Source organism: Bradyrhizobium lablabi (assembly GCF_001440475.1).
Lineage (GTDB): Bacteria > Pseudomonadota > Alphaproteobacteria > Rhizobiales > Xanthobacteraceae > Bradyrhizobium > Bradyrhizobium lablabi.
In genome coordinates, this window is sequence record NZ_LLYB01000039.1 from 24,204 (window position 1) to 44,975 (window position 20,772).

General features: G+C 64.0%; 19 protein-coding genes. 12 read left to right on the forward strand and 7 right to left on the reverse strand.

What is annotated here, in order from left to right; all coding sequences use genetic code 11:
* Window positions 1–93: 93 nt before the first annotated feature.
* Both CQ14_RS03915 and CQ14_RS03920 read right to left on the reverse strand, forming a co-directional pair.
* Window positions 94–1,905 (reverse strand): ABC-F family ATP-binding cassette domain-containing protein, encoded by a 1,812-nt coding sequence (locus CQ14_RS03915; protein WP_057856627.1) that lies wholly within the window; start codon window positions 1,903–1,905, stop codon window positions 94–96.
* Between the two features lie 3 nt (window positions 1,906–1,908).
* Window positions 1,909–2,397 carry a YaiI/YqxD family protein gene (locus CQ14_RS03920; RefSeq protein WP_057856628.1) on the reverse strand — a complete coding sequence of 163 codons (489 nt, stop codon included), beginning with the start codon at window positions 2,395–2,397 and terminating at the stop codon, window positions 1,909–1,911.
* A 148-nt stretch (window positions 2,398–2,545) separates the two neighbouring features.
* Between CQ14_RS03920 and CQ14_RS03925 the strand changes: the two genes are divergently transcribed.
* The 3 genes from CQ14_RS03925 to CQ14_RS03935 all read left to right on the forward strand — a co-directional run bounded on the left by CQ14_RS03925 (window position 2,546) and on the right by CQ14_RS03935 (window position 4,440).
* Window positions 2,546–3,340, forward strand: coding sequence for a hypothetical protein (locus tag CQ14_RS03925; protein WP_057856629.1), 795 nt, complete (start codon window positions 2,546–2,548; stop codon window positions 3,338–3,340).
* A 2-nt stretch (window positions 3,341–3,342) separates the two neighbouring features.
* Window positions 3,343–3,951 carry a 2-hydroxychromene-2-carboxylate isomerase gene (locus CQ14_RS03930; protein WP_057856630.1) on the forward strand — a complete coding sequence of 203 codons (609 nt, stop codon included), beginning with the start codon at window positions 3,343–3,345 and terminating at the stop codon, window positions 3,949–3,951.
* A gap of 108 nt (window positions 3,952–4,059) precedes the next feature.
* Window positions 4,060–4,440 carry a rhodanese-like domain-containing protein gene (locus CQ14_RS03935; RefSeq protein WP_057856631.1) on the forward strand — a complete coding sequence of 127 codons (381 nt, stop codon included), beginning with the start codon at window positions 4,060–4,062 and terminating at the stop codon, window positions 4,438–4,440.
* A gap of 154 nt (window positions 4,441–4,594) precedes the next feature.
* Here the strand turns inward: CQ14_RS03935 and CQ14_RS03940 are convergent, their stop codons facing one another.
* Window positions 4,595–6,970 carry a xanthine dehydrogenase family protein molybdopterin-binding subunit gene (locus CQ14_RS03940; protein WP_057856632.1) on the reverse strand — a complete coding sequence of 792 codons (2,376 nt, stop codon included), beginning with the start codon at window positions 6,968–6,970 and terminating at the stop codon, window positions 4,595–4,597.
* A gap of 201 nt (window positions 6,971–7,171) precedes the next feature.
* Between CQ14_RS03940 and CQ14_RS03945 the strand changes: the two genes are divergently transcribed.
* The 4 genes from CQ14_RS03945 (at window position 7,172) to CQ14_RS43225 (ending at window position 10,311) form a co-directional block, all read left to right on the forward strand.
* Window positions 7,172–8,215 carry a Ppx/GppA phosphatase family protein gene (locus CQ14_RS03945; protein ID WP_057856633.1) on the forward strand — a complete coding sequence of 348 codons (1,044 nt, stop codon included), beginning with the start codon at window positions 7,172–7,174 and terminating at the stop codon, window positions 8,213–8,215.
* A gap of 37 nt (window positions 8,216–8,252) precedes the next feature.
* Window positions 8,253–8,942, forward strand: a complete 690-nt coding sequence (locus CQ14_RS03950; RefSeq protein WP_057856634.1) for an RlmE family RNA methyltransferase — start codon at window positions 8,253–8,255, stop codon at window positions 8,940–8,942.
* A gap of 281 nt (window positions 8,943–9,223) precedes the next feature.
* Window positions 9,224–9,961 (forward strand): Crp/Fnr family transcriptional regulator, encoded by a 738-nt coding sequence (locus CQ14_RS03955; RefSeq protein ID WP_347337113.1) that lies wholly within the window; start codon window positions 9,224–9,226, stop codon window positions 9,959–9,961.
* A gap of 209 nt (window positions 9,962–10,170) precedes the next feature.
* Window positions 10,171–10,311: a hypothetical protein gene (locus CQ14_RS43225; RefSeq protein ID WP_156434668.1), complete on the forward strand. Its 141-nt coding sequence runs from the start codon at window positions 10,171–10,173 to the stop codon at window positions 10,309–10,311.
* On the opposite strand, the gene CQ14_RS03965 is transcribed toward CQ14_RS43225, so the two are convergent.
* Together CQ14_RS03965 and CQ14_RS03970 are read right to left on the reverse strand one after the other, a co-directional pair.
* Window positions 10,308–10,838: a phasin family protein gene (locus tag CQ14_RS03965; RefSeq protein WP_156434669.1), complete on the reverse strand. Its 531-nt coding sequence runs from the start codon at window positions 10,836–10,838 to the stop codon at window positions 10,308–10,310. The two genes, CQ14_RS43225 and CQ14_RS03965, sit on opposite strands and share 4 nt — an antisense overlap.
* A gap of 199 nt (window positions 10,839–11,037) precedes the next feature.
* Window positions 11,038–12,513: a DHA2 family efflux MFS transporter permease subunit gene (locus tag CQ14_RS03970; protein ID WP_057856637.1), complete on the reverse strand. Its 1,476-nt coding sequence runs from the start codon at window positions 12,511–12,513 to the stop codon at window positions 11,038–11,040.
* Window positions 12,514–12,654: 141 nt separating this feature from the next.
* On the opposite strand from CQ14_RS03970, the gene CQ14_RS03975 reads away from it, so the two are divergent.
* On the forward strand, window positions 12,655–12,903 hold the full coding sequence (locus CQ14_RS03975; RefSeq protein WP_028346604.1) for a hypothetical protein: 249 nt from the start codon (window positions 12,655–12,657) through the stop codon (window positions 12,901–12,903).
* Window positions 12,904–13,127: 224 nt separating this feature from the next.
* Window positions 13,128–14,618 carry an IMP dehydrogenase gene (guaB, locus tag CQ14_RS03980; protein ID WP_057856638.1) on the forward strand — a complete coding sequence of 497 codons (1,491 nt, stop codon included), beginning with the start codon at window positions 13,128–13,130 and terminating at the stop codon, window positions 14,616–14,618.
* A gap of 79 nt (window positions 14,619–14,697) precedes the next feature.
* On the opposite strand, the gene CQ14_RS03985 is transcribed toward guaB, so the two are convergent.
* On the reverse strand, window positions 14,698–16,716 hold the full coding sequence (locus CQ14_RS03985) for a methyl-accepting chemotaxis protein (RefSeq protein ID WP_245320180.1): 2,019 nt from the start codon (window positions 16,714–16,716) through the stop codon (window positions 14,698–14,700).
* A gap of 505 nt (window positions 16,717–17,221) precedes the next feature.
* On the opposite strand from CQ14_RS03985, the gene CQ14_RS03990 reads away from it, so the two are divergent.
* From CQ14_RS03990 to CQ14_RS04000, 3 genes are all read left to right on the forward strand, one after another.
* The gene (locus CQ14_RS03990; protein ID WP_057856640.1) at window positions 17,222–18,244 is read left to right on the forward strand and encodes an NADP-dependent oxidoreductase; all 1,023 of its coding nucleotides are present in this window, start codon (window positions 17,222–17,224) and stop codon (window positions 18,242–18,244) included.
* A gap of 30 nt (window positions 18,245–18,274) precedes the next feature.
* Window positions 18,275–19,045, forward strand: a complete 771-nt coding sequence (locus tag CQ14_RS03995) for an SDR family NAD(P)-dependent oxidoreductase (RefSeq protein WP_057856641.1) — start codon at window positions 18,275–18,277, stop codon at window positions 19,043–19,045.
* Window positions 19,046–19,216: 171 nt separating this feature from the next.
* Window positions 19,217–19,549, forward strand: a complete 333-nt coding sequence (locus CQ14_RS04000) for a hypothetical protein (RefSeq protein ID WP_057856642.1) — start codon at window positions 19,217–19,219, stop codon at window positions 19,547–19,549.
* Between the two features lie 104 nt (window positions 19,550–19,653).
* Here CQ14_RS04000 and CQ14_RS04005 read toward each other — a convergent pair whose 3' ends face one another.
* Window positions 19,654–20,490 carry a metallophosphoesterase family protein gene (locus CQ14_RS04005; protein ID WP_057856643.1) on the reverse strand — a complete coding sequence of 279 codons (837 nt, stop codon included), beginning with the start codon at window positions 20,488–20,490 and terminating at the stop codon, window positions 19,654–19,656.
* Window positions 20,491–20,772 lie beyond the last annotated feature (282 nt).

A 20,772-nucleotide genomic window follows, 5' to 3' on the forward strand; every position in this document is an offset into this window, starting at 1 on the left:
TCGTCATTGCGAGCGAAGCGAAGCAATCCATCTTGCGGCATAACGGATGGATGGATTGCTTCGTCGCTTCGCTCCTCGCAATGACNAAAATGCCTAGGCCTGCTCGATCTCTTCCCGCAAAACCTCAAGCTCCAGCCACCGGTCTTCGGCGGCCGACAGCTCTTCCTGCGCTTTCGAAATCGCAGCCGAAGCCGCATCGAACTTCTTGCGATCCTTGGCGTAGAGATCGGGATCGTCAAGCAGCTTCTGCTGCTTCGCGATCTCGGCCTGCAGTTTTGCCATGGTCTTCGGCAGGGTTTCCAGCGCGTGCTTCTCGTTGAAGTTCAACCGGCGTTTGGGCGCGGCGGAAGGAGCAGCCGTCTTTGCTTCCTTCTTTTCCTCCGGCGCAGCCGCCTTGGGCGCTTCGCGCGATAAATCCTCGCCGCGCTGCGCCAGCATGTCGGTGTAGCCGCCGGCATATTCGATCCAGCGGCCGCTACCTTCGGGCACGATGACCGACGTCACCACGCGGTCGAGGAAGTCGCGGTCGTGGCTGATCAGGATCACGGTGCCTTCGTAGTCGCCGAGCATCTCTTCCAGCACATCCAGCGTCTCGAGATCGAGGTCGTTGGTCGGCTCGTCCAGCACCAAAAGGTTCGACGGCTTGGCCAGCGCGCGCGCCAGCATCAGCCGGCCGCGCTCGCCGCCGGACAGCGCCTCCAGCGGCGTGCCGCGCTGCTCCTGCGCGAACAGGAAATCCTTCATGTAGCCGATGACGTGTTTTGGCTTGCCGCCGACCATCACGTGATCGCCGCGGCCGCCGGTCAGGGCTTTGGCGAGCGTCGATTTCGGATCGAGGCTTTCGCGGTGCTGGTCGAGCGTTGCCATCTCGATATTGGCGCCGAGCCGGATCGTGCCGGAGTCGGGCGGATCGTTGCCGATCAAGAGATGAACCAGCGTGGTCTTGCCGGCGCCGTTCGGACCGACGATGCCGATCCGGTCGCCGCGCTGGACGCGGGTCGAAAAGCCCTCGACGATTTTGCGTTCGCCATAGGCTTTTGCGATGTTCTTCGCCTCGATGACGAGCCGTCCGGATTTCTCGGCTTCCGCAGCGGCAAGGTTGGCATTGCCAGTCGCACCGCGATAATTGCGCCGCTGGTCGCGCAGGGCATGCAGATTGCCGAGCCGCTTGACGTTGCGCTTGCGGCGGCCGGAGACGCCATAGCGCAGCCAGTGCTCCTCGTTGACGATCTTGCGGTCGAGCTTGTGCTGGTCGCGCTCTTCCTCCGCCAGCACCTCGTCGCGCCACGCTTCGAACGCCGAAAAGCCGCGGTCGATCTGCCGGATCTGGCCGCGATCAAGCCAGGCGGTGGAGCGCGACAGATTGGAGAGGAAGCGGCGGTCGTGGCTGATGATGACGAGCGCGCATTTGCGGCTCGCCAGTTCGCCTTCCAGCCATTCGATGGTCGGCAGATCGAGATGGTTGGTCGGCTCGTCCAAGAGCAGGATGTCGGGCGAGGGCGCCAGCACCCGCGCCAGCGCCGCGCGGCGGGCCTCGCCGCCGGAGACATGCGCGGGGTCTTCGTCGCCGGAGAGCCCGAGCTGCTCGACGAGATAGCGGGCCTGGTAATGATCGTCGCCGGGGCCGAGACCGGCCTCGACATAGGCCAACGTGGTCTTGTGGTCGCCGAAATCAGGCTCCTGCGGCAGATAGCGGATGGTGGCGCCGGGCTGCACGAAGCGGCTGCCGCCGTCGGGCTCGACGAGACCAGCGGCGATTTTCAGCAGCGTGGATTTGCCGGAGCCGTTGCGGCCGATCAGGCAGACCCGCTCGCCCGATGACACCGACAGCTCGACATCAGACAGCAGCGGCGTGCCGCCAAAGGTCAGGTGAATGCCTTTCAATTGAATCAGCGGCGGCGCCATCGTTCAACCCTGGTTTGGCGCAGGCTGCTGCGCGCGCTGGCGCTGGATCCGGCGGATGGTCTGGTCGAGCGCCGACAGGAACGCCGAGCGGTCGCGCGGCGCGAACGATTTCGGCCCGCCGGTGACTTCGCCGGACGAGCGCAAATCGGTCATCAGATTGCGCACCGCCAGTGTCATGCCGATCGATTCTTCCGTGAACGGCTTGCCGTTCGGCGCGATCACTTCTGCTCCTGATTTGACGCAGCGGCTCGCGAGCGGGATGTCTGATGTGATGACGATATCGCCCTTGCCGGCGCGCTCCGCGATCCAGTCGTCAGCAGCATCCATGCCGGAACCGGCGGCGATGCGCTCGATCAGCGGGTCCTGCGGCACGCGGATGAAATTGCCTGCGACCACGCTGACCGGCAGGCCGTGCCTGACAGCAACGCGATAGATCTCGTCCTTCACCGGGCAGGCGTCGGCATAGATGCGGGTTGGGTTCACGTCAGGCATACGGATTCGACAGGGTTTTCTTGCCCGCGGGTGGTAGCCTATTCGATGCCGGAATGCGAGGAAAACAGGGGCGGGAACACGCTTGCCACGGCACATTCTTTGCGTACCATAACCGGTGGAAAAACAACCAAAAACAAGAGGAAATGGCATGCCGATCGAGCCGTATCGCGTCGAGGCCTACAACACCGCCAGACAATCCGAAAACAAGATGCATGACGACACCGTGGCACAGCGGTTCGGCTTCTCCGGCGGGCTGGTCCCCGGCGTCGACGTGATGGCCTACATGATGCACCAGCCGGTCGCGAAATGGGGCCGCGCCTTCCTCGAACGCGGCCTGATCGAGGCGCGCTTCGTCAAGCCGGTCTATGACGGTGAGATGGCCGAGCTCACGGCGGAGGAAGACAACGGCGTGCTTTCGATCGAGGTGCAGAGCCGCGGCGAGCCTTGCGCCACCGGCACCGCGTCACTCCCGGCATCCGCGCCGGCTGTTTCCATTTCGGACTACCAGGAGGTCGCGGCCGTGGCGGAGCGCAAGCCAGTCAACGCTTCATCCTATGAAGTCGGCACATGGCTCGGCACCGCGCCGCGCGACTGGGCGGGCGAGGCGGCCCGCGAATACCTCCAGGATATCAGGGAAGCCGATCCGATCTACGCGAAGGAGGGCCTGGGCCATCCCGGCCTGCTGCAACGGGTGATGAACCGGCTGCTGGTCGACAACGCCATTCTGGGCCCGTGGATTCACGTCGGCAGCCGCATGCAATTGCTTTCGGCAAAGAAGGCCGGCGATGTCATCACGGCCCGCGCCAAGGTGGTCGGCAATTACGACAAGAAGGGCCACCGCTTCGTCGAGCTCGACGCGCTGGTCGTCGCCAACGGCAAAACGCCGCTGGCGCATTGCCACCACGTCGCGATCTACCAGCCGCGCGAACAGGCGGTGGCGTAATCATGCCCGTCACCATCGACTATTATCTGTCGCTCAACTCGCCCTGGACCTACATGGGCAGCGGACCATTTGCCGAGATCGCACGCCGATATGGCGCGACCGTCAACGTCAAGCCCTGCAAGTTCGGCCCGATCTTCGAGCAGACCGGCGGCCTGCCGTTGCCAAAACGCTCGCCGCAGCGGCGCGCCTACCGGCTGGTGGAGCTCAAGCGCTGGCGCGAGGTGAGGGGCATTCCGATCAATCTCGAGCCCAGATATTTTCCGAGCGATGACCTCGCGGCGGTCCGCCTTGTGATCGCGGCCAAGCTGCAGGGCAAGGATGCGCATCTTCTGTCGCTGGAGTTCGGCCGCGCGATCTGGGAACGCGAGGAATCCCTCGCCGACGCCGCTGTCATGTCGGCAGCGGCGCAGCGCGCCGGTCTGGACGCGGCGGCCTTGCGCGCCGGCGGTCCCTCGGATGCTGAGCTCGATGGGCTGTATGAAGAGTTCACACGGGACGCGCTGAAGGCCGGTGTCTTCGGCGCGCCGAGCTACGTGCTTCCATCGGGCGAGATATTCTGGGGGCAGGACCGGCTGGAGCTTCTGGAGCGCGCGTTGAAGATGCAGGTTTGATTGGTCCGCGGCAACGCGCGTAAAAAAGTCGGGCCGAATGGACGCAACGCGGCTGCAAAAATACGCTATGATCCGGGTCTAACGAGAAACGAAAAGCGGGAGTGCACGATGCCCAGTTCAGTGAAGGACTTACTCGCGGCGGCGAACAGTTCGGTTCCAACCATCACCCCACAGGATGCAAAAAACTTGATCGAGGGTGGCAAGGTTCTTGTGGTCGATGTGCGCGACGGCACCGAACTGCAAAGTACCGGCAAGGTTCAGGGGGCGAAGCACGTCTCGCGCGGCATGCTCGAGTTTCGCGCGGATCCCGACAGCCCATATTACGACAATGCGTTCGATCGGGAAAAGACCGTGATCGTGTACTGCGCCTCCGGCGGGCGATCTGCGCTTGCTGGCAAGACGCTGCAGGATCTCGGCTACAAGGACGTGCGTAACCTTGGCGGCTTCAAGGGATGGGCCGAAAGCGGCGGCGCGGTCGAGAAGGTGTGAGGCGCACTTCCAAGCCTCAAAGCTCAACTCGTCATGCCCGCGAAGGCGGGCATCCAGTACGCCGCGGCCTCTCGGTTCAATCCACACGTCTCTGGAATACTGGGTCGCCCGGTCAAGCCGGGCGATGACAGCCTTGACGTGGTAGCAGGCGAACCTACGCCGCCTGCTTTGCTTTCGCATCCTGAATCGCGCGCCACACCCGTTCCGGCGTCAGCGGCATGTCGATATGCGTGATGCCGTATTCCGACAGCGCGTCCACCACCGCGTTGACGATGCAGACGAGGCTACCGGCGCAGCCGGCTTCGCCGCAGCCCTTGGTGCCGAGCGGATTGGATTTTGCCGGCGAGGGATGGTCGCCGATCTCCATCGGCGGGATATCTTCCGCGCGCGGCAAGGCGTAGTCCATGAACGAGCCGGTGATCGGCTGGCCGCTGGCGTCGTAGCTGACCTGCTCCATCAGCGCCTGGCCGATGCCCTGCGCCACGCCGCCATGCAACTGGCCGGCGACGATCATCGGATTGACCACGGTACCGAAATCATTGACGGCGAAATAGCGCACGATGGCCACGACGCCGGTCTCGGGATCAATCTCGACTTCCGCGACATGACAGCCATTGGGGAAGGTGGATGGCGTGTCCTTGGTGGCGTGGTCGACGTCGAGCGACAGCGGCACGCCTTCCGGCATCTTGCCTTCGCGCAGGCGCTGCGCCAGCTCCATGATGCCGATCGAGCGGTCGGTGCCGGCGATGGTGAAGCGGCCATTGCCGAATTCGATATCGCCCTCGGACGCTTCCATCAGATGCGCGGCGGCCTGCTTGCCTTTTTCGACCACGAGCGCGGAGGCCTCCACGATCGCCTGTCCGGTCGCGGTGATCGAGCGCGAGCCGCCGGTGCCGTTGCCGAAGCGGACGAGATCGCTGTCGTTCTGCTCGATCGTGATCTTCTCAAAGGGCACCCCGAGCTGCGCCGACAGCACCTGCGCGAACGGCGTGGCATGGCCCTGGCCGTAATCGAGCGTGCCGGTGGTCAGCTTTACCGAACCATCCGGCTCGAAGGTGATCTTGCCGAGTTCGCCGCTGGGAGGAGCGGTGACTTCCAGATAGGAGCCGACGGCGATGCCGCGCAGCTTGCCGCTCTTCTTGCTCTCCTTCTTGCGCCTGGCAAAATTGGCGTGGTCGGAAATCTCCAGCGCCTTGTTGAAGACCCCTGCGAAATCGCCGCTGTCATAGGTGACGCCGCTTGCTGCCGCGAAGGGCAGCTGCGCCGGCTTGATGAAGTTGCGCTTGCGCAAGGTCAGGCGATTGATGCCCATCTCGTCGGCGGCGCGGTCGATCAGCCGCTCCATGTAGTAGTTGGCTTCGGGCCGGCCGGCGCCGCGATAGGCGCCCATCAGCGTGGTGTTGGTCAACACCGTCTTGATGTCGACGCCGAGCAGCGGCGTGCGATAGACGCTCGCCAGGTTCTTGCCGGTGTTGAGCGACAGCGGCCCGGGCGCGACGCCGGTAATGTAGGCGCCGAGATTGCCGTAACCTTCGAGGCGCACCGCGAGGAATTTGCCCTCGGCGTCGAGTGCCAGTTCGGCGTGGATCAGCTGCGCGCGGCCGTGGCTGTCGGAGAGAAAACTGGTCGAGCGTTCGTCGGTCCACTTCACCGGACGGCCCAGCGCCTTCGCCGCATGCAGGATGCAGGTGTATTCGGGATAGCTGACGTTCTTCATGCCGAAGGAGCCGCCGACATCGGCGGTGAGGATGCGAACCTTGTCGTTCGGCACGTTGAGGATCTTTGCCAGCGTCACCTTGTTGCCGGAGACGCCCTGCGTCGGCACCTGCAGCGTGAAGCGCTCACTTGCCTTGTCGTAGGCCGCCAGCGCCACGCGCGGCTCCATCGACACCACAGCCACGCGGGTATTGACGATATCGAGCTTGGTCACATGCGCGGCGGCAGCGAACGCCGCATCGATCTTGGCGGCATCGCCATAGTGATAGTCGAGCGCGACATTGTTCGGGATGTGATCGTAGAGCTGCGGCGCGCCGGGCTTTGCCGCTTCCGCCGCGTCGGTCACGGCCGGCAGCGGCTCGATGTCGAGTTCGACGGCTTCCGCCGCATCGCGCGCCTGCGCCAGCGTTTCGGCGACCACGAAGGCGATGGGGTCGCCGACAAAGCGCACCTTGTCGGTTGCAAGCGCCGGACGGTTGGTCTGCAACAGCGGCGAGCCGTCGCGGCTCTTCAGCGGCAGGCCGCAGGTGAAGGGGGCGTAGCCGGCGGCTTCGAGGTCCTTGCCGGTCCAGACGCCGAGGACGCCGGGCATCGCCTTGGCGGCGGCCGTATCGATCCCCTTGATGATTCCGTGGGCATGGCTGGAACGCACCATCCAGCAATAGGCCTGGCCCGGCAGGGTGAAATCGTCGGTGTATTTGCCGCGCCCACGCACCAGCGTGTCGTCTTCCTTGCGGCGCACAGGCTGCCCCACGCCGTATTTTTGCAGTGCGATAGCGTTGTCCAGGGAAGAGGCCGACGTGTGATCTTGCATCGAAAAACACCTGAAATGCTTGGGATTTTCTTGGATTTCGTGGGTTCCCGTTCAGATAACGCACTGCACCGTCAGCGACAACGCCTGATTGGGCATAGTCCTATGTGATGGGTTGTTGCGTACCCCCTTGGCGCTGCTAAAGTTTCCGTGAACGGTAATTTTTCTCGGCGGCCGGAAGCGGCCCGCGGAAAGACAGTTTTGATGAATGAGGATACGCGGCTGCGCGAAGGCCTTCAGGCCGACGCCAGCCCGTCAGGGTCGGTTGCGGCGGCAACGGCAAACGGTGTCTATGCCGCGCTTGATCTTGGCACGAACAATTGCCGGCTTTTGATCGCCAGCCCGGTCGGCGACGGTTTTCGCGTGGTGGATTCGTTTTCGCGGATCATCCGGCTCGGCGAGGGCATTTCCGCAACCGGTTCCATCAGCGAGGCGGCGATCGAGCGCGCCATCGCGGCGCTCAGCATCTGCAGCGACAAGATCCGCTACCGCAAGGCCAAGCGGTTGCGGCTGATCGCAACCGAGGCCTGCCGTGCGGCCGCCAATGCCGAGAGCTTTCGCGCCCGCGTCGCCAGCGAGACCGGTATCCGCCTCGAGGTGATCGATCGCGAGACCGAGGCGACGCTGGCCGTGATCGGCTGTTCGCCGCTGCTCGATCCAAGGGGACGGGGCGCGATCCTGTTCGACATCGGCGGCGGCTCGACCGAACTGGTTCGGATCGAGCGCGATCCGGACCAGCAGAACGCGCCACCGCGGATCAAGGCGTGGATGTCGGTCCCGCTCGGCGTCGTCACGCTGGCCGAGCATTTCGGCGGGCGCGACGTGACCGAGGATACCTACGCGCAGATGGTGCGCGAGGTCGCGCGATATGTGGCGCCGTTCGCGGCCGAGCACGGCAGGGATTTGCGCGACATGCATATGCTGGGCACCTCGGGCACCGTGACGACGCTGGCCGGCGTCCACCTCAATCTGGCGCGTTATGACCGCCGCCGCATCGACGGCATCTGGATGAACGGTTCCGATGTCACGGGCGTAATCCAGCGGCTGCTCGGCATGAGCTATCAGCAGCGCGCCGACAACAATTGCATCAGCGTCGAGCGCGCCGATCTGGTGCTGGCCGGCTGCGCCATTCTCGACGCGATCCGCGATGCCTTCCCGCTGCCGCGGCTGCGCGTCGCCGACCGGGGTCTGCGGGAGGGCATGCTGGTCGAAATGATGCGCGAGGACGGCGCGCTGCGGCCGTGCTAACAATCCCGCCCGTCTGATCAATCAAGCAAGCACCGACATGGCAAAAGACACCACCGGACGCCTCCACGTCACGGTCAAGACCGGCGGCAAGCGCAAGCTGTCGTCAAAGCTCTGGCTGGAGCGGCAGCTCAACGATCCCTATGTGGCGAAAGCCAAGCGGGACGGCTATCGCTCGCGCGCGGCCTACAAGCTGATCGAGATCGACGACAAGTACCGCCTGCTCAAGCCGGGCCTGGCGGTGGTCGACCTCGGCGCCGCGCCCGGCGGCTGGAGCCAGATCGCGGCCAGGCGCGTCGGCGCCGTCAACGGCAAGGGCAAGGTGATTGCAATCGATCTCCTTGAGATGCCGGAAATCCCCGGCGTCGAGTTCGCGCAACTCGATTTCCTGGCCGAGGACGCACCTGAAAAGCTGATCGCGATGATGGGCGGCCGCGCCGATGTGGTGATGTCCGATATGGCCGCCAACACCACCGGCCATCGCAAGACGGATCAATTGCGCATCATCGGCCTCGTCGAGACGGCGGCCGCCTTTGCCGCCGACGTGCTCAATCCCGGCGGTTCGTTCCTGGCAAAGGTGTTTCAGAGCGGCGCCGATGCCGAACTGGTCGCGCAATTGAAGCGCGATTTTTCCAGCGTGCGTCACGTCAAGCCGGCGTCGAGCCGGCAGGATTCATCCGAGCGCTACGTGCTGGCGATGGGATTTCGCGGGCAGCGCAATCAGCCGTAAGCGCAGCCCTCGCGGCGGCACGACTGCTTGCGGCGTGCGGCCGGCGGGCGCCGGGCCGTCCACGAATCCTGTTGGAACTTTCGCCGGAAGGGCGTATTCCTTTAGTCAGGCGCGGTCTGTTCATCCGCATGCAGCCCTGACGCCACGGGAATTTCTGCTGCGCGCCGCGCCTCCGTCTGGGAAGGAGTATTCCCGTGATGGAGCAGAGGACCAGAGTTGGTAATCGACTGTTAGCTGCGTTGCCGACAGCAGACCTCGATTTGCTTGTACGTCATTTCCGGATGGTTTCGCTTGAACGGGACACCGTGCTGGTGCGGTCGGGCGATCCGATTGAACGCCTTTACTTCCCGCTTACCGGCCTGATCGCCTTCGTCATGGACATGCCGAACGGACAAACAGTCGCGACCGCCGTCGTCGGCAATGAGGGGGCCGTGGGCGTTCTTACGGCGCTCGGGCCGACCCGCTCTCCGATGACGGCGGTGGTGCGGGTGGCGGGAACGGCGCTGCAGATTTCGCCGACGCAATTTCAGGCCGCGCTTGGACGCAGCAGCGCCTTGAGGGGAGCGGTTCAAACCCACACCAGGGCGCTGATGGCGCAATTCCAGCACGTCGCAGCCTGCAACGCGCTGCACTCGGTAACGGCCCGGCTGGCGAACTGGTTGCTGCAGGTCCACGATCGGGCCGGGGGCGATACCCTGCCGCTGACGCAAGATACGCTTGCGGAATTGCTCGGCGTGCGCCGCCCCACGGTGACGCATATCGTTGGCAAGCTGCGCGACGCGGGTGGAATCCGGTCGAATCGGCGGGGCTTGATCGAGATCAACAGGCCGCGGCTCGAGATGGCGACATGCGAATGCTACCAGCTCATGCGCCGTCGAATCGATCGTATCGTTCAGACCGAGGAGGCGCAGCCGCCGCCGTCCGGGGCTGATGTGGCGGCCATGCTTGCCAACGCGGACGAGGTACGGCGGCAGGCGCCGCCGCGGAGGGTGTCCGGCCAGCGGCCGCGGCATCATTGACGGGATTGAAAGCCCCGCAGCAGCCTTATGCTGACATGCGCCATTCCTCTTCCGGCTCGTGAACCCAGGCTTCCCGGGCAAACCATTCGTGACTGGTCTGGCAGATCGAGCAGAAGGTGCGCGCGAAAAACACCGGGCTGGATCGAAACCTGTCCCGCTCCGATTTCATCCCCGTCGGGATAGCGCGCCCCGTCCCGGGGCATTTGATCATGACCACGCCCATCCTGTTCCTCCGTTTGGATTTTTGTGTCGACGGCAAGTTGCCGCGCCATCGGCTGGAACGCGCCCTTCTCACAGGGGCGCTTATTCCAGCCGATTCCGGCGGGCCGAAAAGTTCGATGATGATTTAGGCTGCCTGCTGCAGCGCGCTGGCAAAGCTCTTCTTGAGCGGATCGGCCGTTTCGGTCGCGATCTTGCGCGTAAGCTGCCAGAGTTCCCGGCTCTGCGCGGTCGTGGCTTCGAAGTTCTTGCAGCCCTGCGCGGCCGAGAGTTGCAGGATTTCCGAGGGCGATTTCAAACCCAGCAGATGGCTGAGAAAGTCAAAGGCGGAGCTGGTATTGGCACTGGAAAACTCGATGAGTTTGGCGGCGTAGTCGGCCGTGCCCTTTGCGTTGGCTGAATAGGCTTCCCGGAGTGCGTCATTGACCGCTCCCGAGGCCACCTTCACCTTCTCGATGTTCTCCTTTGCCCGGATGACGTTCTGCTCGGCTAGCCCGTTAAAAATGCCGGGCATTCCAAGGAACGACGTGGCAGAGAGCTTCTCGTCGGCTCCGGCTTTCGTATCGATGTTCGTTTCCTTCGTATTGGCTTGATTCACGCGTCTTCGTCCTTTCACTCGAAACTGAACTAAGAATTCCCCGTTGGCGGGTCCCGACACGGAACAGTCCCGCGCGGCGACGCGCCAGATATGGCTGATGATGGCGGAAGCTTCCGTTCGCTTTCTGACGCTCAGGTCAGAATTCTTCCTTGCGGCTCAGCATGTTCGGGGCGGTGGGGATTGGGCGGCTTAACCACCGTCATTGCCGTGGATGGAGCGGTGCGCTCCGCGAGGGCCGATACGTTGTGCGCCTGGAGGCCTAGCCCAGCCGCTGATCGCGTGCGTCCTCGGTGCCTTCGCTGGCGGCCTTGGTCGCCGCTTTGGCCGCGCCCTTGCGGCTGGAAATCTCGGTCACCTTGCGGCCCGAGATTTCGTGACCCGCGTCGTCGGGCATCTGCCAGAAGAACCAGGCCGACACCGCCGAGATGATCGCGACCACGAGGAATGCCGGCGGGAATACGTCGGCGCTCAGCTCGGTGACGTGCCGGTACAGCATGGTCGATTCCACCGAGAACGCGCCGACGGCGACGCCGGCCGAAATCGCCAGTTGCTGGTTGACGCTGACGAGCGTGGTGGCGCGGCTCATCTGCGGCGGTTCGACCTCGGCATAAGCGACCGTATTGATCGCGGTGAATTGCAGCGAGCGGAAGAAGCCGCCGACGACGAGGATGATGAAGATCAGCAATAGCGGCGTCGTCACCGTGAACAGCGCGCAGGCGGCGAGGAAGACCGCGCTGATGACGGCGTTGACCGTCATCAGGTTGCGGAAGCCGAAGGCGCGGATGATGCGGGCAGCCAGCGTCTTCATCCCCATCGCGCCGACCGCCGAGGCAAACGTGACGAGGCCGGACTGGAATGGCGTCAGACCAAAGCCTTCCTGCATCAAGAGCGGCAGCAGGAACGGCAGCGCGCCGATGCCGAGCCGGAACAGGAAGCCGCCGATGATGCTGGCGCGCATGGTCGAGAGCCGCAGCAGCGAGAAATCCAGTACCGGCGAGCCGGTGCGCCGCGCGTGCATGACATAGACCGTCATCGAGATCGTGCCGACCGCGACCAGGCCGGCGACGACCGGCCAGGGCAGCAAATTGAGGCTGGCGACCGATAGGCCGAAGGCGATGCCGGCAAGTCCGATGCCGGCCAGCACCAGCCCGTAGAGATCGAAGCGCTCGGGGTCCTCGCTCTTGATCGGGTCGATGTATTTCATCGCCATGAAGATGCCGAGCAGCCCGATCGGGATGTTGATCAAAAAGATCCAGTGCCAGGAGAAATAGGTGGTGATGAAGCCACCGAGCGGCGGGCCGATCACCGGACCTATGAGCGCCGGCACCGTCACCCATGTCATCGCGTTGACCAGCGCGCTCTTGTCGATCGAGCGTAAGAGCACCAGCCGCCCGACCGGCGTCATCATCGCCCCGCCCATGCCCTGCAGGATGCGGGCGATGACGAAATGGGTCACGTTCTGCGACAGCGCGCAGCCGATCGAGCCGATCATGAACACGCCGATCGCGATCGAGAATACCATGCGCGCGCCGAAGCGGTCGGCGGTCCAGCCACTCGCCGGAATGAAGACGGCAAGCGACAGCAGATAGGAGGTGATGGCGAGCTTCAGGGTCAGCGGGCTGGTGCCGATGTCAGCCGCGATCGCCGGCAGCGAGGTCGCAATAACCGTCGAGTCCATGTTCTCCATGAACAGGGCGGTAGCGACGATCAGCGGGATCAGGCGTTGCTTGTCCATCGTATCAGGGGGATTCGGAAAAGAGAGGCAGGCGAGGGCGCTGTATCATCCCCCCGCCACACAAGCCATTGCAGAACCGGGCAAACCACCTAAATCCTGCGTGACGCTGGTATGCACGCGCCAGACGCCGGAGGTCCTTGAATGATCTACGTTCTCGCCGCCTTGTTGCCGCCGCTCGGGCTGCTCCTGAACGGGCAGCCGTTTTCGGCGATCTTCAACCTGGTCCTGATCGTGTTCTGCCTGGTTTTCGGGCTGATTTTCCACGTCCTGCTGCTGGTGCCCTCGGCGCATGCCCTGATCGCGGTCCACATGAAGCGGGAGGACCGCCGGCATCGCGAGGTGGTGGAGGCGATCCGCCAGCACGGCCCGCCGCCGGGCTATCGGCCTTAAAAGGCTTGCCCTAAACCCTTGCGCTAAGCCCTTGGGATTGCGGCATTTCCCGAAAAGCCTGTGCATAGCAGTCAAACGCTTTGATTCGGCGTGCTGCCATGCTATCGACCACCGTCAACCCCACCGATGGGCTCCGATTCGACGGCGATGCCGGTAGCATCGCCGAGGGCGGCGTTCATCCATAAGAACTGATCGCGGCGACGAGCCGCCGAAAGGAGTTGGCAATGGCGCAGGGACTTCAGGCTATCCGTGAAGCCTTCACGTTCGACGATGTGCTTCTCAAGCCCGGTCTCTCGGATATCCTGCCCTCCGAGGCCGATATTCGCTCCCACGTCACCCGCGCGATTCCGCTGAACATTCCGATCATCGCGTCCGCCATGGACACGGTCACCGAAGCGCGCATGGCGATCGCGATGGCGCAGGCCGGCGGCATCGGCGTCATCCACCGCAATTTCGATCCCGAAGGGCAGGCCGCCCAGGTGCGGCAGGTCAAGAAGTACGAATCCGGCATGGTGGTCAATCCGCTGACCATCGGGCCCGACGCGATGCTGTCGGACGCGCTGGCGCTGATGAAGGATCACGGCTTCTCCGGCATTCCCGTCGTTACCGGCGCCAGCAAGAACTCGCCAGGCAAGCTGATCGGCATTCTCACCAACCGCGACGTCCGCTTTGCGACCGACCCCAAGCAGAAGGTGTCGGAGCTGATGACGCATGAAAACCTCGTCACCGTGCGCGAGGGCGTCAGCCAGGACGAGGCGAAGCGGATGCTGCACAAGCATCGCATCGAAAAGCTTTTGGTCGTCGACGAACAGTATCGCTGCGTCGGCCTGATCACCGTCAAGGACATGGAAAAGGCGGTCGCGCATCCGCTCGCCTGCAAGGACGAGCATGGCCGCCTGCGCGTCGCCGCGGCGACCACGGTCGGCGAGGGGGGCTTCGAGCGCACCGAGCGGCTGATCGATGCCGGCGTCGACCTGGTCGTGGTCGACACCGCGCACGGCCATTCCTCCCGCGTGCTGGAGGCGGTCAACCGCATCAAGCGGCTCTCCAACGCCGTGCAGGTGATCGCCGGCAATATCGCCACGAAAGAGGGTGCGCAGGCGCTGATCGATGCGGGCGCGGATGCGATCAAGGTCGGCATCGGTCCGGGCTCGATCTGCACCACGCGCATCGTCGCCGGCGTCGGCGTGCCGCAGCTCACCGCGATCATGGATGCGGTTGAAGCCGCCAAGAAAGCAAACGTCTCCGTCATCGCCGACGGCGGCATCAAATATTCAGGCGATCTGGCCAAGGCGCTGGCCGCCGGCGCCGATATCGCCATGGTCGGTTCGCTGCTCGCCGGCACCGACGAGACGCCGGGCGAAGTGTTCCTGTGGCAGGGCCGTTCCTACAAGGCCTATCGCGGCATGGGCTCGGTCGGCGCGATGGCGCGGGGCTCGGCCGACCGCTACTTCCAGCAGGACATCAAGGACACGCTCAAGCTGGTGCCCGAGGGCATCGAGGGCCAGGTGCCGTATAAAGGCCCGGTCGGTAACGTCATGCACCAGCTCGCCGGCGGCCTGCGCGCTGCAATGGGCTATGTCGGCGCCCGCAACCTCGCTGAATTCCACGAGAAGGCCCAGTTCGTCCGCATCACAGGCGCAGGCCTGCGCGAAAGCCACGTCCACGACGTGACGATCACACGCGAAAGCCCGAACTATCCGGGCGGGGTGTAGTCGCGCGCAATCATCCCCGGACGATGCGAAGCATCGAAGTGGCCTGATCCTCGCAATCGTCTTCTCGCAATCGTCGCGCTTATGCCGCGCGCACGGCTTCCAGAAACCTGCTGACCTCGAGCCTGAGACGGCTCGAGTCAGTGGCGAGCAATTGGGCCGCGGATAGCACCTGCGACGAGGCCGAGCCGGTCTCACTCGCGCCTTGCTGCACGTCGCTGATGTTGGCGGAGACTCGCTGGGTGCCGTGCGCCGCCAGCTGCACGTTTCGCGCAATCTCCTGCGTGGCTGCGCCCTGTTCCTCGACGGCAGCGGCAATCGTCGAGGAGATTTCCGACAGCTTCCCGATTGTATCTCCGATCTCCCTGATAGCGCCGACGGACTCCTGCGTCGCTGCCTGGACGCCCATAATCTGCTGATGAATTTCCTCGGTTGCCTTCGCTGTCTGCTGCGCCAGCGCTTTCACCTCCGAGGCGACCACCGCGAAGCCGCGGCCGGCGTCGCCGGCGCGTGCGGCTTCGATGGTCGCGTTCAATGCCAGCAGATTGGTCTGGCTTGCGATCGAGTTGATGAGCTCGACGACATCGCCGATCCGGCTTGCTGCCTGCGACAACGCGCTTACGCGTTCATTGGTGCGGCGCGCTTGCTCCACCGCGTCGCCGGCGACCCGTGCGGACTCCTGAACCTGCCGGCTGATCTCGTTGACCGAAGATGTCAGCTCTTCAGTCGCGGAAGCCACCGATTGCACATTGGTTGATGCTTCGTCGGACGCAGCCACGACCGCCGTCGTCAGCGTCTGCGAGCGGTCCGCTGTCGTATTCAAAGTGCTGGCGGAACCTTCAAGCTTGGTCGCTGCGGACGACACCGTACTCACGATGTCGCCGATCACGGCCTCGAAATCGCGCGTGATGCCGTTCACGCGGCGGCCGCGCTCGAGCTGCGCTTCGGCATTACGCGCAGCTTCCTCGTCCGCGCGCTTTTTCGCAATCAGCGCATCCTTGAAGACCTGCAGCGCATTCGCCATTGTGCCGATCTCGTCCTTGCGATCGCCGTCGGGGATTGCGACGTCGAGTTCGCGGTCGGCAAGCCGCAGCGTCACTCCGGTCAGCCGCACCAGCGGACCGATCACCTGACGCATCACGGCGACCACGACGACGAACGAAGCCACAAGCACGACCAACAGCGCCGCAAGAGCCCAGGTCAGCCGCATCTGCGCCTGTGCAATCGCGGCGTCGTTGGCGTTGTGGGCAAAGACCAGCGCGGCGTCGCGCAGACCGAGCACGCTGTTCAGGACGCGACTGACCCAGGTGGGCCATTCGGCCTCGCTGACCGGGCAGGGACCGCCCTCGCGTGCGGCGGCGACCACCTGTCGAAACCGCGGCTCTGCTTCGGTCATCAGTGTCGTGCGCACCTGGTCGAGGACGCCCGCAAGCGCCGGCGCATCGCCGGTATTGTGGACTCCCTGCTCGATTTGCTTCCAGAGCAGCGCAACCTGACCGGTCAATTCGGTCACTTCGACGCGTTGAGCTGCCGACAAGGGCTGGTTGCGGGCAAAAAGGCCGAGTACGGCGGCGCGCGCACCATTGATGGCGCGCATGCTTTGTGCGCTTTGCGCCAGCTCCGCCGCAGGCAGGAGATTCTCGATGTCGCTGCCGGTGCGCGACAGGTTGACCAGGCCGTCGCTCGTCGCCGTCGTGAGGGCGTCGACCGCGCGCGCAAGTCCATCCACGATCGCCGTCTGGCTGTTGGCGGGCCGTTGCGGCTTGGGCAGGATCACTGCATGGCGTGCGGCCCCGCGTGTTTGCTGCAAAGCCTGCTCGGCCGCTTCGATCGACCTCGTCGGCAACTCCGCCGCGCGAACGGCCGCCTTGGCTGCGCCGATGGCGGCATCCGTGTTGGCGACGATCTTGTCGAGGGCCGACAGCTTCTCGGGCGAGGCTGGGTCGGCCGGGGTCATAACTGCAAACCAGGCGCTGCGTTCGGTCGGAATCAGGCTGTTGGCCTTCATCACCAGCTCGAAGGCGGTCAGCGAGCGCGCGGCAGCTTCCCGCTTGCGCAGATCGCCCCATCCACCCCAGGCGACCGCCACAGCGAAGGCCATGGCCAGGAGACACGTGATCAGATTGCCCGCCAGGATCCGCCACCGCAGACTGATGCCACCCCTTGTTCGATTCGCGGACGAAGGTTCGGGCGGCATGGAAAGCTCTGGCATCGAATGGACTCTTCGCGAGTGGGTAGGATCGCGAGCATATTTCGCAACTGCAACCAAACCCTTAATTGATCGTGGCTCTTCATTGCCGGCACTCCGCTCATTCTGATGCATGAATCCACAAATTGCGGAGATCGCGGGGATCAATCTTACCGATAGTCCGACGCGGCCAATAATGACCTCCTCGACCTTCCAACGAGCGGGAGATCGGTCCAATACGAATGGTCGGCGCTCGACGTTCGCGATCCCTGCAATTGCGCTGGTTGCTTGAGGACATGAACCGGCTGGCCTGCATCCGGAGATGCCGGGTTCGGACCGCCCGGAATGAGAGGCGGGGTTTGCTTCGCGCCCATGTGTCTCCTAAATGACAGCAACAACCTGTCAGGAGGAAGCCATCATGTCCCAAGGCAAGCGCATTGTTCTGGCTGCGCGTCCCGTTGGAGAGCCAAAGCCGTCCGATTTCCGCGTCGAGGAATTCCAGATCCCGACACCCGGCGCCGGCGAAGTCCTCCTCCGCACCATCTGGCTGTCGCTCGATCCCTACATGCGCGGGCGCATGAGCGATGGGCCGTCCTACGCGCAGCCGGTGCCGATCAACGGCGTGATGGAGGCCGGCACCGTCAGCGAGGTGATCGCTTCGAACAATCCCGCCTTCGCCAAGGGCGACATCGTGCTGTCGCGCGCCGGATGGCAGACGCACGCGATTTCCGACGGCAAGGGCCTTGCGAAGATCGATCCGAAGATTGCGCCGATCTCGACTGCGGTGGGTGTGCTCGGCATGCCCGGCATGACCGCCTATACGGGCCTGCTCGATATCGGCAAGCCGCAGGCGGGTGAGACCGTGGTGGTCGCGGCCGCTTCCGGCGCAGTCGGCTCGGCGGTCGGCCAGATCGCGAAGATCAAGGGCGCCCGCGCGATCGGCATCGCCGGCGGCAAGGACAAGTGCGCCTATGTGAAGAACGAGCTCGGCTTCGACGATTGCCTCGATCACCGCGAAACCGATTTTCCCGCGAAGCTGAAGTTTGCCTGCCCGAAGGGCATCGACGTCTATTTCGAAAATGTCGGCGGCGCGGTGTTCGAAGCGGTGTTCCCGCTGCTCAATGCCTTCGCACGCGTTCCCGTCTGCGGCCTGATCGCGCATTACAACGATACGCAGGCGGTGGCGCCGAAATGGGCGCCGGCGATGATGCGCGCCGTGCTGACCAAGCGGCTCACCATCCGCGGCTTCATCGTCAGCGATTTCGCCGCCCGTCACGCCGACTTCCTCCGCGACATGTCGGGCTGGGTGCGCGAGGGCAAGGTCAAGCACAAGGAGTTCGTCACCGAAGGCCTCGACAGCGCGCCGGCCGCGTTCATGGGTCTTCTGAAGGGCGCCAACTTCGGCAAGCAGCTCGTGCGCGTCGGGCCCGACAAGGCGTAAGCTGGTCCGACATCTTGGAGGAGAGGCCGCATGACGGGTATCCTTGAAGGCAAGGTCGCGCTGGTCACCGGTGGAGCTTCCGGGATCGGGCAGGCGACCGCGGTGGTGATGGCGCGAGAAGGTGCGCGGGTGGCGGTGGCCGATCGTGCCGAGGCCGACGCCGCGGCGACAGTCGCGCTGATCAATGCGGCCGGCGGCCAGGCGATCGCCATCGGCGGCGACGTGACGCGTGAAGCCGACGTGGCCGCGATGGTGGCCCGCACGGTCTCGGCGTTCGGCCGGATCGATTGCGCATTCAACAATGCGGGAATCGCCGGACGCGCCGTCGGCCCGGCGGGCCAGCGCACGCATGAACTCAGCCAGGCAGCGTTTGACACCATGCTGGCGGTGAACTTGAGGGGCGTCTTCCTCTGCCTCAAATACGAGGTAATGCAGATGCTGTCGCAGGGCGGTGGCGGAGCGATCGTCAACACTGCGTCCATCGCGGGCCTGATCGGGCTCGCGACCTCGGCCCATTACGTCGCCGCCAAGCACGGCGTGGTGGGGCTGACCAAAAGCGCGGCGATCGAATATGCCCAGGACGGCATCCGCGTGAACTGCGTCAATCCAGGCTACATCGCAACCCCGATGACCAGGGAGACGATCGAGGAGCGCGGCCAGGAAATTCTGGCCAAGGTGCCGATGCGGCGCTTCGGCGTTCCCGGCGAGATCGCGGAAGCCGTGGCCTGGATGTGTTCGGACAGGGCGTCGTTCATGACCGGCGCTGCGCACGTGGTCGACGGCGGATACTACGCGGCCTGAGGCGAAACCTCTGCAGCGGACAGGTAATCGCCCACGGCACGCACGATGTTGGTCTGGCCGGGCGCGACCGGCAAGTCTATCTCACGGTCACTTGATAGTGGGACGTCCTTCCAAAGGCGCCGTTTGGCTCTGACATTCAATGTTGGCTCTGACATCCAATGGAGAAGCCAAATGATGAACTTCAAAAAACTATCGCTCGGACTGGCTGTCACTACGATGCTGGCCACTCCTGCGATGGCTCAATATATCGAACCCGGCGCGACGGGTTTTTACTATCCGAGCCCGCGCTACGTCACGGGCGGCTACGTTGTGAGAGCGGCGCCCGGCCCTGGCTACTATCCACCTGGCTACTATGCGTCTGGCTACTATCCTCGCTACTACCACGGCAACCAGTTTTATCCGGCACCGCGCGTCGGTGCGTTCGCGACAGCACCGTGGGACGATGGTTCCCCCTCATGGGACGATGCCTATCCCTCCTTAGGCATCGTGGAACGGCAGTGGTGATGCGCTCTGACGTCTGAAGCGTGATCCGAAAATCCTTGCAGGATCATGCCCAAATCAGAGCGAAGGAGCGGGCGACGATTTGAAGAATGGTCGCGCCCGCGCCATCATTTCCTGCCAATCAGCGAATCCAGATCAACGTCGATTTGTCCCGGCGCTCGGATGTGCCGGACCTCAAAAGCGTTGGGCTGGAAACAATACTCCACCAGCCCGACTTCCTTCGTGCCGATAACAGGCTGGATGCGGTTCGGGATAATGAAGCCGGTCGACGGCGCCCAGACGTGACGGGTATGGCCGTAGGTGAAGTCGCGGCGCTGATGAACGTGGCCCGAGGCGACGAGGCGTACGTCATGCGCACCGAGCATCCTGACCAGTTGTGCGCGCACCGGCTGTGGCACGTAGCGGACAGCGGTGCTGGCCTCCTCCAGGTCTTCGGGTGTCTGCAGAAATAGCGGCTTGTGCAGGAACAGCGCGACAGGCTTGCCGTTCGCGCCGGAAAGCTGTGACTGCAGCCAATCCTCCTGCTCGATCTCGCTCGCAATTCCCGTATTCATGATCAGCGAATCGAGTCCGATGAAGCGCCAGCCCGCGGCTTCGAATTGCCAGCGGTCTTCGGCGAATATGGCGATGAACGCGTCGCGATCCTTCTCGTTTGCGGGATGCGAGGGGGCAACGCCGACCGCGGTCGGATTGTCCCCGACGTCGTGATTGCCGGGCAGATAGCGGCAGTTCACGGGCAGTGCCGCGTGCAGGTCTTTTGCGTAAATGAGATCGTCGCGGCTGGTCGGGCCATCCCACGACACGTCGCCGCTATTGATGACAAGGTCGGGCCGCGTGGCGTCGATATGCTCGCTGACGCGGTGAAAATTGTCGGTCAGGCTGGCGAAGCGGGCGGCGCGGGAAAGGTGGGTGTCGGAAATTTGCGTCAGACGAAATTCGTGCATGCAGTATTCCTTTCGGCCCGATGATAGCTGGACCTGAAGTCGGAACGATGACGCCACAACCTCAATCGTCGTACCCCGCGAAGGCGGGGTACCCAGTACGCCGCGGCCTTTCGATTCAATCACCCACGTCTCTGGAATACTGGATCACCCGCATTCGCGAGGGCTTTGCAGAAGTCGGTCGTTTTTCTGGAGACGGGATGTCAGTCGAACAGCAAGGATTTTGGGTGTTTGCGCGAGACTTGAGCACGCGTTGACCGGTTCAGGTGGTCTGCGGTGCCATTC

What these genes read in the sequence shown, in the direction of transcription:
- CQ14_RS03915 (WP_057856627.1), bottom strand. Translation starts at nt 1,905, where the DNA reads ATGGCGCCGCCGCTGATTCAATTGAAAGGCATTCACCTGACCTTTGGC.
- CQ14_RS03920 (WP_057856628.1), bottom strand. Translation starts at nt 2,397, where the DNA reads ATGCCTGACGTGAACCCAACCCGCATCTATGCCGACGCCTGCCCGGTG.
- CQ14_RS03925 (WP_057856629.1), top strand. Translation starts at nt 2,546, where the DNA reads ATGCCGATCGAGCCGTATCGCGTCGAGGCCTACAACACCGCCAGACAA.
- CQ14_RS03930 (WP_057856630.1), top strand. Translation starts at nt 3,343, where the DNA reads ATGCCCGTCACCATCGACTATTATCTGTCGCTCAACTCGCCCTGGACC.
- CQ14_RS03935 (WP_057856631.1), top strand. Translation starts at nt 4,060, where the DNA reads ATGCCCAGTTCAGTGAAGGACTTACTCGCGGCGGCGAACAGTTCGGTT.
- CQ14_RS03940 (WP_057856632.1), bottom strand. Translation starts at nt 6,970, where the DNA reads ATGCAAGATCACACGTCGGCCTCTTCCCTGGACAACGCTATCGCACTG.
- CQ14_RS03945 (WP_057856633.1), top strand. Translation starts at nt 7,172, where the DNA reads ATGAATGAGGATACGCGGCTGCGCGAAGGCCTTCAGGCCGACGCCAGC.
- CQ14_RS03950 (WP_057856634.1), top strand. Translation starts at nt 8,253, where the DNA reads ATGGCAAAAGACACCACCGGACGCCTCCACGTCACGGTCAAGACCGGC.
- CQ14_RS03955 (WP_347337113.1), top strand. Translation starts at nt 9,224, where the DNA reads ATGGTTTCGCTTGAACGGGACACCGTGCTGGTGCGGTCGGGCGATCCG.
- CQ14_RS43225 (WP_156434668.1), top strand. Translation starts at nt 10,171, where the DNA reads ATGACCACGCCCATCCTGTTCCTCCGTTTGGATTTTTGTGTCGACGGC.
- CQ14_RS03970 (WP_057856637.1), bottom strand. Translation starts at nt 12,513, where the DNA reads ATGGACAAGCAACGCCTGATCCCGCTGATCGTCGCTACCGCCCTGTTC.
- CQ14_RS03975 (WP_028346604.1), top strand. Translation starts at nt 12,655, where the DNA reads ATGATCTACGTTCTCGCCGCCTTGTTGCCGCCGCTCGGGCTGCTCCTG.
- guaB (WP_057856638.1), top strand. Translation starts at nt 13,128, where the DNA reads ATGGCGCAGGGACTTCAGGCTATCCGTGAAGCCTTCACGTTCGACGAT.
- CQ14_RS03985 (WP_245320180.1), bottom strand. Translation starts at nt 16,716, where the DNA reads ATGGCCTTCGCTGTGGCGGTCGCCTGGGGTGGATGGGGCGATCTGCGC.
- CQ14_RS03990 (WP_057856640.1), top strand. Translation starts at nt 17,222, where the DNA reads ATGTCCCAAGGCAAGCGCATTGTTCTGGCTGCGCGTCCCGTTGGAGAG.
- CQ14_RS03995 (WP_057856641.1), top strand. Translation starts at nt 18,275, where the DNA reads ATGACGGGTATCCTTGAAGGCAAGGTCGCGCTGGTCACCGGTGGAGCT.
- CQ14_RS04000 (WP_057856642.1), top strand. Translation starts at nt 19,217, where the DNA reads ATGATGAACTTCAAAAAACTATCGCTCGGACTGGCTGTCACTACGATG.
- CQ14_RS04005 (WP_057856643.1), bottom strand. Translation starts at nt 20,490, where the DNA reads ATGCACGAATTTCGTCTGACGCAAATTTCCGACACCCACCTTTCCCGC.